The sequence below is a fragment of the Psychromonas sp. CNPT3 genome, assembly GCF_000153405.2.
GTDB lineage: Bacteria > Pseudomonadota > Gammaproteobacteria > Enterobacterales > Psychromonadaceae > Psychromonas.
In genome coordinates this window covers 2,127,380-2,142,847 of record NC_020802.1, presented here as the reverse complement: position 1 = coordinate 2,142,847, position 15,468 = coordinate 2,127,380, and the positions used below count along the sequence as shown (strand labels likewise).

General features: G+C 38.5%; 16 protein-coding genes. 4 read left to right on the top strand and 12 right to left on the bottom strand.

Annotated elements, in window-relative coordinates:
* Together PCNPT3_RS09355 and PCNPT3_RS09350 are read left to right on the top strand one after the other, a co-directional pair.
* On the top strand, nucleotides 1-741 hold the full coding sequence (locus PCNPT3_RS09355) for an ABC transporter permease (protein ID WP_015465630.1): 741 nt from the start codon (nucleotides 1-3) through the stop codon (nucleotides 739-741).
* Between the two features lie 2 nt (nucleotides 742-743).
* Nucleotides 744-1,418, top strand: coding sequence for an ABC transporter permease (locus tag PCNPT3_RS09350; protein ID WP_015465629.1), 675 nt, complete (start codon nucleotides 744-746; stop codon nucleotides 1,416-1,418).
* 93 nt (nucleotides 1,419-1,511) lie between these two features.
* On the opposite strand, the gene PCNPT3_RS09345 is transcribed toward PCNPT3_RS09350, so the two are convergent.
* From PCNPT3_RS09345 to PCNPT3_RS09295, 11 genes are all read right to left on the bottom strand, one after another.
* Complete coding sequence (locus PCNPT3_RS09345) at nucleotides 1,512-2,078, bottom strand: acetate uptake transporter (protein ID WP_015465628.1); 567 nt, start codon at nucleotides 2,076-2,078, stop codon at nucleotides 1,512-1,514.
* 468 nt (nucleotides 2,079-2,546) lie between these two features.
* A complete protein-coding gene (locus PCNPT3_RS09340; RefSeq protein ID WP_041771291.1) occupies nucleotides 2,547-3,293 on the bottom strand; it encodes an amino acid ABC transporter ATP-binding protein in 747 nt (248 codons plus the stop codon).
* Between the two features lie 23 nt (nucleotides 3,294-3,316).
* Nucleotides 3,317-4,396 (bottom strand): amino acid ABC transporter permease, encoded by a 1,080-nt coding sequence (locus PCNPT3_RS09335; RefSeq protein ID WP_015465626.1) that lies wholly within the window; start codon nucleotides 4,394-4,396, stop codon nucleotides 3,317-3,319.
* 1 nt (nucleotide 4,397) lies between these two features.
* The gene (locus PCNPT3_RS09330) at nucleotides 4,398-5,582 is read right to left on the bottom strand and encodes an amino acid ABC transporter permease (RefSeq protein WP_015465625.1); all 1,185 of its coding nucleotides are present in this window, start codon (nucleotides 5,580-5,582) and stop codon (nucleotides 4,398-4,400) included.
* Nucleotides 5,583-5,634: 52 nt separating this feature from the next.
* Nucleotides 5,635-6,648, bottom strand: a complete 1,014-nt coding sequence (locus PCNPT3_RS09325; protein WP_015465624.1) for an amino acid ABC transporter substrate-binding protein — start codon at nucleotides 6,646-6,648, stop codon at nucleotides 5,635-5,637.
* Between the two features lie 389 nt (nucleotides 6,649-7,037).
* On the bottom strand, nucleotides 7,038-8,723 hold the full coding sequence (locus PCNPT3_RS09320) for a BatD family protein (RefSeq protein WP_015465623.1): 1,686 nt from the start codon (nucleotides 8,721-8,723) through the stop codon (nucleotides 7,038-7,040).
* On the bottom strand, nucleotides 8,723-10,648 hold the full coding sequence (locus tag PCNPT3_RS09315; protein WP_015465622.1) for a vWA domain-containing protein: 1,926 nt from the start codon (nucleotides 10,646-10,648) through the stop codon (nucleotides 8,723-8,725). Before PCNPT3_RS09315 ends, PCNPT3_RS09320 begins: the two co-directional genes overlap by 1 nt.
* Complete coding sequence (locus PCNPT3_RS09310) at nucleotides 10,638-11,624, bottom strand: VWA domain-containing protein (RefSeq protein WP_015465621.1); 987 nt, start codon at nucleotides 11,622-11,624, stop codon at nucleotides 10,638-10,640. Before PCNPT3_RS09310 ends, PCNPT3_RS09315 begins: the two co-directional genes overlap by 11 nt.
* Nucleotides 11,617-12,102: a DUF4381 domain-containing protein gene (locus PCNPT3_RS09305; RefSeq protein ID WP_015465620.1), complete on the bottom strand. Its 486-nt coding sequence runs from the start codon at nucleotides 12,100-12,102 to the stop codon at nucleotides 11,617-11,619. Before PCNPT3_RS09305 ends, PCNPT3_RS09310 begins: the two co-directional genes overlap by 8 nt.
* A complete protein-coding gene (locus tag PCNPT3_RS09300) occupies nucleotides 12,086-13,033 on the bottom strand; it encodes a DUF58 domain-containing protein (protein ID WP_015465619.1) in 948 nt (315 codons plus the stop codon). Before PCNPT3_RS09300 ends, PCNPT3_RS09305 begins: the two co-directional genes overlap by 17 nt.
* Nucleotides 13,033-13,992, bottom strand: a complete 960-nt coding sequence (locus PCNPT3_RS09295) for an AAA family ATPase (RefSeq protein WP_015465618.1) — start codon at nucleotides 13,990-13,992, stop codon at nucleotides 13,033-13,035. Before PCNPT3_RS09295 ends, PCNPT3_RS09300 begins: the two co-directional genes overlap by 1 nt.
* A gap of 167 nt (nucleotides 13,993-14,159) precedes the next feature.
* On the opposite strand from PCNPT3_RS09295, the gene PCNPT3_RS13960 reads away from it, so the two are divergent.
* Both PCNPT3_RS13960 and sixA read left to right on the top strand, forming a co-directional pair.
* A complete protein-coding gene (locus PCNPT3_RS13960) occupies nucleotides 14,160-14,300 on the top strand; it encodes a TIGR02808 family protein (RefSeq protein ID WP_015465617.1) in 141 nt (46 codons plus the stop codon).
* 103 nt (nucleotides 14,301-14,403) lie between these two features.
* The gene (gene sixA, locus PCNPT3_RS09290) at nucleotides 14,404-14,874 is read left to right on the top strand and encodes a phosphohistidine phosphatase SixA (protein WP_015465616.1); all 471 of its coding nucleotides are present in this window, start codon (nucleotides 14,404-14,406) and stop codon (nucleotides 14,872-14,874) included.
* A gap of 39 nt (nucleotides 14,875-14,913) precedes the next feature.
* Here sixA and smrB read toward each other — a convergent pair whose 3' ends face one another.
* Nucleotides 14,914-15,462 (bottom strand): endonuclease SmrB, encoded by a 549-nt coding sequence (smrB, locus tag PCNPT3_RS09285; protein WP_015465615.1) that lies wholly within the window; start codon nucleotides 15,460-15,462, stop codon nucleotides 14,914-14,916.
* Nucleotides 15,463-15,468: the final 6 nt, after the last annotated feature.

Below are 15,468 nucleotides of genomic sequence, written 5' to 3'. Positions count from 1 at the left end.
ATGCATGAATTACAAAATTATCAACAGATATTAATTGCGGGTGCATGGCTGACTATACAAGTTGCATTATTGTCGTTGCTGTTAGCGCTTTTTTTAGGCTTGATAGGAGCCTTGGCAAAGTTATCTTCATCGGTAACGTTAAGGTATTGTGCGACACTATACAGCACACTCATTCGCGGGATCCCTGATCTTATCCTGATGTTACTTATCTTTTTTGGTGGGCAAATCTTAGTAAATAATATGAGTTATTGGATTAATGAAAACTTAAATTCATTGATAACGCGCTTTGACTCAAGCCATCAATGGTATGGATTTTTACCCGATTATATTGATATAAGTCCATATTTTGCAGGTATTGTCACCATTGGTTTTATCTTTGGGGCCTATATGACGGAAACCTTTAGGGGCGCCATTTTGGCCGTCGATAAAGGGCAAATAGAAGCAGCTAGAGCCTATGGAATGAGTCAATATAAAGTGTTTAGCCGTGTGCTATTTCCGCAAATGATGCGCCATGCATTGCCGGGCATTGGCAATAATTGGTTAGTCTTATTAAAAGCGACTGCGTTAGTGTCGGTTATTGGTTTGCAAGATATGGTTAAAATTGCAGGTGATGCTGCGGGTGCTACGCAACAACCCTTTACTTTTTATTTGGCAATTGCGTTTATTTTTCTTTTTTTTACTTCAGTTTCAAGTGTTTTTTTAAAGTGGGCTGAGCATCGATATAGCATAAAAGTGAGGTAGAAATGGATTTTTCAATTTTTGTTAATGAATATTCGTTTTATTTACAGGGGGCGTGGACGACGGTGCACCTTGTTGGGACTGCGCTTATTTTAGGGTTGTTTATCGCCATTCCGGCGGGCATCATTTGTAGCTCGCAATGTAAGATACTTAAAGTCCCCGTACATCTTTATATGTATTTTTTTAGGGGCACGCCTTTATTGATCCAATTATTTATTATTTATTATGGCAGTGGGCAATTTGAGGCTTTACGTGATAGTTGGTTGTGGGAGTATTTTCAAGAAGCATGGTTTTGTGCTCTATTGGCGCTAACCCTAAATACGGGCGCTTATACTGCAGAGATTGTGCGAGGGGTGATAGTCACTATGCCCAAAGGGGAACTTGAAGCAGCTAAAGCGTATGGTATGAGCGCATGGCTGATATTAAAGCGTATTACATTGCCTAATGCATTGCGCCGAGCATTACCCGTTTATAGTAATGAAATTATTTTTATGATCCACGGTAGTGCGATCACCGGTCTAGTGACGATTGTTGATATTACAGGGGCTGCTCGTGTGGTGAACTCGCGTTATTATGCGCCTTTTGAAGCTTATTTAGCAGCTGCTGTTTTATATATGTGTTTAACATTTTCTGTTATTTATATTTTTAAACGATGGGAAATGCATTATGCACAAAGCTGAAGATTGTATCGATAGATTTCAGCTGCTATAAGAAAAAATAAAGTAAAAAAAACCGAGTTTTCACTCGGTTTTTTTAGAGATATTTTAATAAAGTTATACTTTACCAATCGGTAATATAGTACGTCCGTATTGTTCATTGATAACTTCTGCCATCGCAACATAAATAGCACTGGCGCCACAAATAATACCTTCATAACCTGCAAGGTGTCCTATCCATTGGATCCCAGTAAATGCGTGTGCTGCAAGTAAAGCAAATAACAACGTTAAGCTTGCAAAAATAAACTGTAAACCACGGTTAATACGTAATGTAGCAACAAACATAAAGGCGGTGAAAATGCCCCACATTGTTAAGTAACAGCCCATGAATCCAGCAGGTGTTGCGTCAGCAAGGCCTAATGTTGGAAATACAATAAGGACAACTAAGCTTATCCAGAAAAATCCATAAGAAGTAAAGGCAGTAAGACCAAACGTATTACCTTTTTTAAACTCAAGGATACCGGCAATCACTTGTGCTAGACCACCGTAACAAAGGCCCATCGCTAAGATCATCGCGCTCATTGGGAAGAAACCTGCATTATGGATATTAAGCAAAATGGTTGTCATACCAAAACCCATTAAGCCAAGAGGGCCAGGGTTTGCAAGTTTAAGAGTTTGTGACATATAAAATACCTTGTTGTATGTATAATACCAAAGAAACTAAAAAGGTTACCTGTCTTGCTTGTTGAAATTATCCCTACCTGCGTTGTGAGTTTTGAAGTGAGAACAACTATCTCCTACAACTCACGCCTTGCTAGTGCTAATTTTTTCTGCGCAATACATGAAAACTTAATTAATTCCTTTGCTATAAGATGATTAATTGTGAGGCGCGCACCATAACAGAACGCCCCCTATTGTAAAGAGTAACTTTATGTGAGGAGGCGTTATGACGGTGTATCAGGCGACTTTAAGAGCGTAAAGACGAGAAGCATTAAGACTTAAATGCTTTTAGATATTTTAAAAGTTGAGAATGTAGCAAAAATACACTGCGAATTTAGCCTGTTATGTGTTTGTTTAATCGGTATATGTAGCGATTAAATGGCCTTAAGAGTTAAACGCCAAACACGATCATTAAGGTGTTTGGCATTTTTATTAATGTGATAATATTTGTTCTAAAAACAGTTTGAGTCGATCGGATTTTGGATTATCAAAAAACGCATGAGGTTCATTTTCTTCGATGATTTGTCCGGCATCCATAAAAATCACCCGATCCGCTACTTTTTTAGCAAATCCCATTTCATGTGTAACACAAATCATCGTAATACCTTCATCAGCAAGCTCTACCATAACATCGAGTACTTCTGACACCATTTCCGGATCGAGAGCGGACGTTGGCTCATCAAACAACATAATATCAGGATTGATACATAAGCAACGAGCAATCGCCACACGCTGTTGCTGCCCTCCGGATAGTTGATTTGGGTATTTATGAGCTTGATCTGCAATTTTAACACGCTCAAGATAGGACATCGCAGTTGCAATCGCCTCTTTACGTGGCACTTTATGTACCCAAATTGGGGCAATGATCAAATTTTCTAACACACTTAAATGCGGGAAAAGATTAAAATGTTGGAAGACCATTCCCACCTGTGCGCGAATATGACGTACCACTTCAACATCATCGATTAAATGCGTACCATTAATATAAATCTCACCTTCTTGAAATTTCTCAAGGTGATTTAAGCAGCGGATAGCCGTCGACTTTCCTGATCCAGATGGACCACAGATCACCACTTTTTCACCTTTTTTGATACTTAAATTAATATCTTTAAGGACATGAAAATCACCGTACCACTTATTAACATCTTGCATTGAGATCATAATTTCTTGTTCAGGCATAATATTTCCTCGTTGCACTAATTCTAATGCTCAGTATTAAATTTTTGTTCTATATGTTTAGAATATTGCGACATGCTAAAGCAAAAGATCCAATAGATCATGGTGACAAATACATAACCTTCAATTTCGTATCCTAGCCAGTCACTATCACTATTTGTTAGCGTCACCATGGCTAACACATCAAATAAACCAATGATTAAAACCAAGGTCGTATCTTTAAATAATGAAATAAAGGATCCCACTAAATTTGGGATCGATATTTTTAACGCTTGTGGCAATATAATTAATAACATGCCTTTCCAATAGCTTAGTCCCAGTGATTTTGCAGCTTCATATTGACCTTTGGGTATCGCTTGTAATCCACCACGAATAACTTCTGCAATATAAGCAGATTGGAAAAGCGTGATCCCAATCAGTGCACGTAATAATTTATCAAAATCAATACCATCATGAAAAAACAGCGGTAAGATCACCGATGCCATAAATAAGATGGTGATCAACGGGACGCCCCGAATAAATTCAATAAAAGTTATGCAGAAAAATTTTAAAATAGGCAAATCAGATTGGCGTCCCAGTGCCAACACGATGCCGATAGGGAACGAGACAATAATACCAACCGCAGCCACAATCAGAGTGAGCATTAATCCTCCCCATTTTTCAGTAGCAACATGTTCAAGTCCAAATACCCCTCCACTGATGAGGAAAAAACAGATAAAAGGATAAATTAAAATAATAAAGACTTTTATCTTAAAATGGGGAAGCCATTTAACACACGCAAGAAAAGCAATTGTAATTAACACCACAAGATCAGGGCGCCAATGTAAACTTTCAGGGTAAAACCCATAAATAAACAGATCAAATTTCTCAATAATAAAAATCCAACGCGCGCCGTCTTTACTTATTTCAGCTTGTGTTCCACTCCAAGTGGCGTCAAATATCATCCAATTGAGTAAAGGAGGCAGGGTGATAGACAGTAAATAGAGGCCTACCAAGGTTAAAATAGAGTTTTTAAGGTTTGGAAATAAATTTTCGCGTAGCCAGAATATAATACCGCGACTGGTAGACGGGGCGTGTCTGGCATTGATGATTTTATGAGTTGCCATATTATCTTCCTTTAATAGCCATTTTAGCGTTAACCCAATTTAAAATAACTGAGATAACAATACTGATGCACAGGTAAACCGCCATAGTCATTAATATAATTTCAATGGCTTGACCCACTTGATTTAAAGTGGTGCCAGAAAAGAGGGTGACAATGTCGGGGTAACCTATGGCCGTTGCCAATGAGGAGTTCTTCACTAAATTAAGATATTGGTTGATAACAGGGGGGATGATCACGCGCAGTGCTTGTGGTAACACCACTTTACGTAAAATCACATGATCTTTTAGCCCTAAAGATTTAGCTGCTTCTTTTTGGCCCGTTGAAACTGAGTTGATACCTGCGCGCACCGCTTCTGCAATATAGGTGGCAGTATAAATACTCAATGCAAAAATAAGGGCTAATAATTCGGGGATAATAGCAAGGCCACCCTGAAAATTAAAACCTTTTAAAACAGGGTATTGAGCATGAATAGGTTGGTTAACAATAAAGAACACCAGGAGAGGGCATAGTATTAAAAGGGCTAAAGACACCTTCAATAAAGGGAACTCTTGACCGCTTAAATCATGGCGTTTTTTTGCCCATCGCGCTAAAAAAAACACGCTAAAGCAAGCCAATATAAAAGCACTTAAAATAAAGCCACTACCGTCTTCAAAAAGTGGTTTAGGTAATAATAATCCTCGATTATTTAAGAAAATAGCATCAAAGTAATTTAAGCTGTTACGGGTGCTCGGCAGTGCTGCTAATACAATGTTATACCAAAACAAAATTTGTAATAAAATGGGGATATTACGAAACGTTTCAATATAAACCATTGATAGTTTAGCAACTAAAAAGTTAGACGATAAGCGTCCGATACCAATTAACAAACCAATAACAGAGGCACAAAACACACCAATCACAGACACCAATAAGGTATTTAATAAACCCACAATAAAGACATCTAAATAGCTTGATGTCCCATCATCATAGGGGATCAATGTTTGGCTAATACCAAAGCCTGCCGTATGCTCTAAAAAAGAGAAGCCTGTTGTGATACCTCGGTTTTGGACGTTAGAAAACATATTATTTGCAAAATAATAGGCAAAGAAGACAACAATAAGTAGAGCAACGACTTGATAAATAATCGCTCTGTTTTTTGGGCTATTTAAAAAACCACCTGCAGAGGAAGAGAGTTCATTTTTACGCATAAGTTAGACACCTTTGATAAAAAAGGGATCACTACCTGATCCCTAATTAAGCTTAACGAATAGGCATGGGATACATTAATCCCCCGTTATTCCATAAGTTGTTCAGGCCACGTTTAATATTGAGAGGCGATTTACTGCCCACGTTACGCTCAAATACTTCACCATAATTACCAACATTTTTGATGATGTTATAAGCCCATTTTTCGCTTAAACCAAGATCTGCACCGGTTTTACCTGAGATACCAAGTAAACGTTTCACACTTGGATTTTTAGACTTAAGCATAGTATCGACATTTGCCGTCGTAACGCCTAGCTCCTCAGCAGAGATGGATGCAAATAAAGTCCAGCGCACTACATTAAACCACTTATCATCACCTTGGCGAACAACAGGACCTAAAGGCTCTTTGGAGATGATTTCAGGTAACACCATCACTGATTGTGGATCTTTCATTTTTAATTTTAAGCCGTATAACTGAGAAGCATCAGAGGTCACCGCATCACAGCGTCCTTTTTTGAAACCATCAATGGTTTGACCCGATGTATCATAGGTTACGGCTTTATATTGCATATTATTAGATTTAAAATAATCGGTTAAATTGAGCTCGGTTGTGGTACCTGCTTGAATACAAAAAGTGGCACCATCAAGATCTTTTGCAGAATTCACATTCAGACTTTTTTTGACTAAAAATCCCTGACCATCGTAGTAATTAACGCCGGCAAAGTTTAAACCGAGTGAGGTATCGCGCGTTGCTGTCCATGTTGATGAGCGAACTAAAACATCTATTTCACCACTTTGTAAGGCCGTAAAACGTTCTTTTGCAGTAAGAGGAATATATTTAACTTTAGAGGCATCGCCTAAAACGGCAGAGGCGACTGAGCGACAAAAATCCACATCGATACCTTTCCAGACCCCTTTGGAATCTGTGGCTGAAAAACCTGGAATACCGGTAGAGACGCCACAGTGTAGAGTGCCATTTTTTAGCACTTTGGCGAGCGTATCTGCACTCGCGAGTTGTGGCACTAAGCTGGCGACACTAAATAATAACGCTATCTTAATCACTTTCATGTGCAATTCCTTGTTTATATAATGAGCGGATCAATCAATTTATTAATGAACAAAATCAAAGCATAGGAGAAAAAACACGAAGTGCCACTTTGAACTTGTGCTTTAGATCTCAAAAATAAGGAATGCTCATCTGCTTTAAAACTGATAAAAATATTTAAATTACAATAAATTCAGGCTTTTAAAGTAGGTTGAAAAGCAAGCTGTAAAGGAGGGGGTAGGCGACTGGTGAATTGTAACTTGTTGTTTTTTTAAGTTGTAATTGGAGTATTATTTATTGCATTTAACGAGGACTATCAGGCGTAAAACGCTCTGAGTGTCACGTGTACACCCAGAGTAAAAAATACATTTTATCATTTTTTTATCAACGCCTTATATGTTTTTGGTTAAGTTTACTCTTCAGTGGGGTTTAAGCGTAAAACGTCATCTGTTGCTAAGTGTGTTTGTTGATCATGTATTTTTTGGATCAATACGCTTAAATATTGTGTGGCGCATGTTTTATTACCGTGACTGCATGCATTTTCCAACGTGATAAGGATATCTCGCAATTGCATTTTTTCTTGTTCACTCAGCTGACTCATTAAAGGGAGTTGACTGATACTTTTGAGTGTTGGAAAACGTTGCTGAGCATAAATAAGCAGTGCTTGGTAAACCTCTGTACTATTACCTTTTTTTAGCTTTTTTTGTAAAAGAAGATAAGCCGATGTTTGTGGTGTGCTCACCATGTTTGTGGCGCGTTTAGTTTTTTTGACGCGCAGGGATAAAAACAGTAATAGTAGCGTACCAGAAAATAAAAGGGCGAAGATGAGAGTGCTTATTTTCCAATAGTTAAAGACGTTTTCAGACGTATTTACGGGCGGGGTTTTCATTGCTAAGTTTGTGTCTACTACTGTCGTGCGCGGCGTAATATTTGATGTGTTGGCACTTAAAATAGTTAATGTTTGCTGTGCCAGTAAGGTGACTTGTTGTTTATCGGTTTGGCTATTCCACCAAACGATCTTAATTTCGGGTAAAATTAATGTCCCCGCTTTGTCGGCAATAATGGCATGTTTAAAAGTACGCGTCGCATAGGATAATACATTGTCTCTTTGAGATGCAAAAACATCCTTATCAGGGTAATAACGTAAAGATCCCGAGTAATTAAAATCGATAGAAGGTAGTTTATCCTGATCAATAGAAGCAACCTTTAGTGTCACGCTGCGCGTGATAGGCTCTCCAACATGATAACTTTTTTGTGTTAAATCTATATTCTCAACTAAACGCAGATCATCACTGATTATCCACTCTCCTTTAAAATCTTTAGGGATAGCTTTAACAGTAATATTCAGAATTTCATTTTGAAGATTAATAGGCACTGCCAGTATTTTGTTCTGCCATTGATTAACGTGGATAATTTTACGTAATGTCCCGCTTAAATAGGGAGGGGTGATCGCTATTTTTCCTGCTTTATGTGGTGTTATTTTATATTGTCGAGTGATGGTTTGGTAACGAATACCATTACGAATAATGCTACCACTTTTATCGCTAGCATATATCTCAATCGATGCATTATCTAACGTTGGCATACTAAGCTCCAAATTATCACTTACTTTGGAAAGAAAAACCTGACTGGTTAAAATGAATGTCTGACCCAGATAAACGTTGTCTTTACTCAGTGAATTGCGCATAAAAACGCTGTTGTTAGTATTATTAACTTTATTTGCTGAATAGATCTCAACTTGAATCGCAATAGGCTGTGTTTTTAAGGGGCCAACTGTTAAAGAGGGGATCTGTAGTTTCCCTGTTTTTTTAGCTTGTAAACGAATTTTCCATGTGGTTTTTTGGCTCATTTTCCCATTAATATTTTCACGTTGACGAGATTGAGAGGGGAGAAAAACGCGAAAGTTACGTGTTAAAGGCGAGCTATCAAGTTGATATTCAGATCCAATATCATTGACGCTAATATTTAAAATGAGTTGTTCGCCCATTACGATAGTATTGTTATTTACAAAGGCTTGAATAGTCGTGTTAGCGTAGGCCAGTTGTGTGAAACACACGGACATAAACAAGCTGAAGATTAACGTTGAAAGTGTTTTCATTACCAGATGATCCCATTATTTTGTGGCTGGACAGGCTGACTTAGCGCGCGTTTTCGATATTCAATACGCATTTTATTTTGAAGTAATAAAGAGGGATCATCAGGCATGTTTTTAAGCCAATTAGGCAATGCTTGATACTCTTTATTGATTTTATCCTTAGATTTAGTGATGCCCATTAAGGGGGGGTTATTGTTTTTTAACGTTTTTTTCTTATTGTTTTTTTGTGCGCTTGTACGCGCTTTATCTTTTTGTTTTTTGTTTTTTTCTTTTAATGACTCTTTTTTAGCGGGCAAGGGAGGCTGCTGTGCCTGCTGAGCATTTTTATTTTTATCATCGTTATTATTTTTTGTTTGTTGCTTTTTCTTTTCTTGCTGATTTTTCTCAGTCTTTGAGCGCTCATCTTTTTTAGAGGTACTGTCTTTACTGTCTTTGTTGTCTTTAGACGCCTTATTCGATTTTTTATCGGGATCTTGCTTGTTGTTTTTTTGCGCTTGTTGTTTTTTGTTTTTACCGTCTTGTTTTTTCTGTTGCTTACTCTTTTTATTTTGTGCTTGTTTTTTTTGTTTTTGTTTTTCTTGCATCACTATTTCTTTATTTCTCTGGGCCTGCGTAAAGTCTTTTTTAAGTATCAATGCGCGCTGATACGCTTGGATCGCATTATCTAACTCGTCCAACTTGGCAAAGCTATTGCCCTGGTTATAAAACGCATGCGCATTGTTAGGATCTTTTTTGATAACCTCAGTAAACGCACTGAGTGCATCGCTGTATTTTTTGTTTTTATATAATGCAGCACCTTTATCAAAGTTGTTTTCATAGAGCTCTGCTGCATGTTTATAATCTTTGTCTTGATACGCTTGATAAGCATTTTGTTGATTATTGTTCCAGATAGAAGCTTCAACGTGAGTACTACTAAGTGGTAACCCGACACAAAATAACAAGAGATAAAAAAATCCTTTGCGAAATAATCCTAAGAAAAGGATGGCGATGACAAAGGTAAACCAGTAGCCCGCATCTTTAGCGCGTTCAAAGAGGTTATTCGCGCTGTCATTTTTTTGTGCACTTTGCTGTTTAAAAAAAGAGGCCAGTTGTAATACGTCTTGATTATCGCTTTGGAATGTTTGATACAAGCCATGGGTTGCGTTGGTTACTTTAATTAAGGGAGCACTATTAAGTGTGGCGATAACGATATTACCCTGTTTATCACTCACTAACTTCCCATTAGCAAGCGTAATAGGAGCCCCTTTCTCGGTAGCAAGCGCTAACACGGAAACAACCCATGCGGTGCCTTTTAAGCGATCCAGCATGCTATCGGCCTGTGTCGGGCTAATGCCATCGGTCATAAATACAATGTGGCCCTTTGTGTAGCCCGCATTGGTCAGTAAAGTGATTGCTTTTTGCAATGCAGCATCTGCATTTGAGCCCATTACTGGCATTATCTCTGGCGTTAAATTGGGAATATGATTTAAAATGGCATTACTATCACGGGTTAAAGGTGAAAGTGTAAAGGCATCTCCAGCGTAGGCGACTAAAGCTTTTTCGCCCTCATCCCATGCTTTTATTAAATCCATGGCTTTGTATTTTTCCTGACTTAAACGATCCGGTTTAATATCGGTTGCATACATAGAGTAAGACATATCCATGATCAAAACTTGTGCTTTTTTGATGTCGTAAATAGGGGTACTGATTTTCTGCCAACTTGGGCCAGCTAACGCAATCAGCGTTAATATCGCGAGCGGATATAAGAAATAATGTTGCATCTTATTTTGCACTGCGTAATGCACTAAATTAGGGCTTAAATGGGGGGCAATTAAGGGCTGTTTTTGGCTTTTATGCTGACGCCGAGATCTAAAGAGTGCAATTGCACCTATTAACAATAAGCCATAGAGCCATTCTGGGCGTAAAAAAAGGAAGTTTTCAACGAGCATTTCGGTAGCCTTGCAGTTGTAGATAGAGAGCATAGAAAATCAGTAATAAGAGGGCGCCTGCAAGCGGATAATAAAAAAGATCGCGCTGAGGCCGATATTTTAACTTTTCACTATCAATCGGCTCAAGTTGATTAATAATTTGATAGATTTTTTCAAGTTGTTGTTGGTCTTTGGCTCTAAAATATTGACCACCTGTTAATTTGGCGATTTCAGTGAGGCTCTTTTCGTCAAGATCGGCTGACGGGTTAATGCGTTGCTGGCCCCAAAAACCTTGTTTTAGCATGCTATCTGCGCCAATACCAATAGTGTAAATAGTGATATGATTTTTGGCTGCTTGTCGGGCTGCTTGCAAAGGTTTAATACGCCCCGCTGTATTACTGCCATCGGTAAGTAAAATCAAGATGCGTTGTTTATTTTTGTTTTTAACAAAACGTTTGATGGCGATAGCAATAGATTCACCGATAGCGGTGCGTATACCGACGAGTCCTATTTGTGTTTCTTCTATGCGCTGTGCGATGGTTTTTAAATCAAAGGTTAAAGGTGTTTGTAAATAGGCATGATCCGCAAATAAAATAAGCCCTAAGCGATCGCCTTGACGCGTGGCAACAAATTTTTTAAGTAAAGATTTTACAAGAGATAAACGGGTGACACTTTGCCCATCTAGACGCATATCCACTTCGTTCATACTGCCAGAAAGATCTAACGATAAGATCATATTGCGGCTTTGTTGTTGAGCGCGAATAGGCTCACCATAGTAAATAGGTTTGGCAAGAGCAACGATCACAAGAGTCCAAGCAAGCAATAAGATAAAAGCGCCGAACTTACTTTGTGTTTGCTGTAAAAACGATTGTTTACTGCCCGTCGCAAGTGGGATCCATACTTGTGTATGCTGCTGACTCGCAGCTTTTAAAAAATAACGAGCAAGCAAGGGCAATGGCAGTATTAAAAATAGCCATAAATGTGAAAATTCAAACATTTCTTGTCCTTTTTTTGATCTCTTTTTTAAGTCCGTTCAACCAGAGCTTCGCATCATTAAAATCGTCAGGGCTACATCCTTTATGTGTCTCTTTATAAAGGCGTTGTAAAAAACGTTGCTGACCACCAAAGAGACTTGTTTGGCTATATTGATGTAAAAAAACAAACCAAGCTTTACCATGTAAAGAGGCCACTTGATGACGCGGAAAATGTTGCAGAGCCACGGCTTTTAAAAGTTGATTTAATTGAATAAAACTCGCATCTTGGTGGATTAATGTTTGTAATTGTAGACGTATGTTTTTATCTTTTTTCCACTCTTTACTTTGTTTATGAAGGTACCAGAAAAGGCCACCTAAAAGTGCGAATACAATGACTAATAATATCCAATATAGGGGGGCTGGTGGCCAACTGCTTGGTACGGTTGGACTGATAATGTCAGCTAATTGAGCGAGGGGATCTGTGCTAGTTTGTGCGCGCATGAAATTGCTCCATTAAAGGTAAAGAGGCGCAAATTGAGTGGTATGCTACCCCTTGCTGTATAAAAGTATTCACTATTTTTTCATGGCGTTGTAAAGCTTGGTTTTTATAATCTTGACGAGAGGCTTTCTTGTTGAAAAAAGCACTGCCGGATAAACTATTAATCTGCACTTTTTTATGTGTTAAATTGTCAGGTAATTGGCGCTCTAGAGGATCATTGATATGCCAGGCATGTACTTGATTATGACGTTTTATTTGGCTGAGTATTTTTATGCATTCATCATCAAGTTGTGAAAAATCACTTATTAAGTGTACTTGGCTACCCGTTTGAACGAGACGTGCAATGCGTTTGAGTTGTATCAATAAAGATTGTTGCTCAGAGTGTGTTTTAAACGCTTCTTTTAAGCATAGTGCGTCACTTTGATGTAAAAAACGCATTAAGCCAAGGTGGCGTCCGCTGGGCTTTAACTCTGCAACGCTTTGTTGATTAAAAATCAAACCCCCAAGACGATCACCGCGTTGCTTCGCTTGCCAACTGAGTAGCGCGCCTAAATGACAAGCTTGTACAGATTTAAACACAAATTGACTACCAAAAATCATACTGTCGGATAGATCAAGCAGTATAAACACCGACCTCTCTTTTTCTTCTTGAAACAATTTACTGTGCGCTTTACCCGTACGCGCCGTGACAGCCCAATCTATATTGCGGATGTCATCGCCGGCTTGGTAATGACGCACCTCAGCAAACTCCATGCCTCGGCCTTTTATTTTTGACAAATAATTTCCAGCACGGGCTTGTTTCGCTACGCAATTTTTAAGCTTTAAGGTCATTTTCGCTTGTTGCTTATAACTCAGTAATTCATTGAGATTGACCTCAATACCATTGCTATAAGGTGTGTTATTAAAAATAGCGAGTATATTTTGACGGCTCATTATGCAGGGATCGCCACTTGTTGTAATATTTCTTTGATCACTTGATTCGCTGTAATGCCTTGTGCCTCTGCTTCATAAGTTAAAATCAAACGATGGCGTAATACCGGATAAAGGTTTTGAATAATATCATCAGGGATCACATGATCGCGTTGATCTAACCACGCTCGTGCTTTGGCGGTGCGCATTAAGGCAAGTGTTGCGCGTGGACTCGCACCATAATTTATCCATTCACCGAGTTGATCAGAATAGAGTTTAGGTTGACGCGTCGCTATGATCAAATTAATGAGGTAGTCCTCAAGATGCGGAGCGATAGTGATATTCATCACTTCACGGCGCATATTAAAAATTTGCTGATTAGTGAGAGGGGTTACCTTTGCAACTTCTTCTTTTAAAATCTCTTTATGATTAAGGGCTAAGATTTGTTTTTCAGTTTTTGCATCCGGATAATCTAATTCAAGGTGCATAATAAAACGATCTAGCTGTGCTTCTGGTAAAGGATAAGTGCCTTCTTGCTCTAATGGATTTTGTGTTGCCATTACTAAAAAAAGCTCTGGTAATTGATAAGTCGTTTTACCTACCGTAATTTGATGCTCGGCCATCGCCTCTAATAAAGCCGATTGTACTTTTGCAGGGGCACGGTTTATCTCATCCGCTAAAATAAGGTTATGGAAAAGAGGGCCTTTTTCAAAAATAAACTCGCCTGTTTCTTGGCGGAAAATATCCGTTCCCGTTAAATCAGAAGGCAATAAGTCAGGGGTGAATTGAATGCGATGAAAATCGCCTTCGATTCCTTTAGCAAGGGCATTAATGGCACGTGTTTTGGCAAGTCCAGGGGGACTCTCTACAATAATATGTCCATCTGCAAGCAATGCGATTAGTAATCCATCGACTAATTCACTTTGCCCTAAAATCATTTGGTTTAGGTAATTGCGTAATGCTTTAATTTGTTGTTTTTCCATGAGAATACTCATATTCAGAATGATTTTGGTATAGTAACAGGCAATGTTTTATTTAAAAAGTTCCCTTAATAAAAAAAATTGTTTACCTGTTTTATGATTTTAAACATGTTTTTCATGTCATTATTACGTATTATTAACAATATTGTAACGTAAAGCAGAGGATGCGTATGAGTAACTTAGAATCAATTATTTGGCATACATTAGGTTATGCAGCTATGCCTGTTATTTTCTTAGGTGGATTTGTGGGGGTTTTTTGTGTTGCTGCTGCGATATTACATTTCACCGGTAACGGCCCGGTAAAGAATTAATAAAGTAATTTTATAAACGTATGAACTTGCACTGTTATACGTCTTAGTTGCTGATTTTGTATGCTATACTTTTTGCCTACATAAGACACTGAGAATAAATATTATGCATCTTTATATTATGCGTCATGGTGAAGCCCAAATGATGGCAAGATCCGATGAACAACGCGCATTAACGTCATTAGGGCGCGCTCAAAACGCTCGAATGGCGCGTTATTTACGCACAAAAGACGTGGTTTTTGATGCGCTTATGGTCAGCCCTTTTGTACGAGCACAACAAACGTGGCAAAGTGTATGTGAATACTTTCCTGATATAGAGCAACAACAAACGTTAAGAATATTAACCCCATCAGGCAGTGCGCATAAAACCGTCTCAGAAATACTTGCGTTACAGGCGCAGGGCATCAAAAGTGTCTTGTTGATCTCACACCTTCCCTTAGTCGGTTATATTGTGTCTGAACTTGTCCCCTCGGCAGGTGTTCCTGCGTTTTCGACATCAAGCGTTGCCCATATCGAATTAGATGAGCAAGGTTTTGCGCAGTTACATAGTATTATTGCGGTCAGTCAATTACCTTAAATACAGGTGCTACTTTATACGCCAGGCAGAGGATACGTTTTATTTTTCAAATTCACGTTTTATCTGCCAGTCTTCTAGCTCAATAAGTACTAATAAAGCGCCACGGCCACCAAATTCAAGGGGGGCTTGATGAAAAGCTAAAATGTTTGGATGTTGTGCGAGCCAAAGGGGGACTTGTTTTTTTAGTACATACGTACCTATCCCATGCAGCACACTGCAACAATATAAACCTTCTTTTTTACAACACGCAATCAATGCGCCCAATTCTCGTTTTGCTTCAAGTTGAGTTAAGCCATGTAAGTCCAATATAATTTCAGGTGAGAAATCACCTCTGCGTAATTGTTTTAATAAATACTTGCCTGCATCATCTCGGCAATAGCGTACCGGGCCTTGTTCTGCAAGGAGTGGCTCAAAACCATCTGAAAAATGTTCGGTTTCTAAATCAGCCACAATGGCGACTTGATTGAACTGCTTTTTCTTCGTATTTTTCGTACTTAATAGTATGCTATCCTGTGTTAACTTTTTAATACCTGAAAATTCAGCGCTAAATAGCGAAAAATCATCATCATCATCTTTATGTTTGCTCATGGTTTT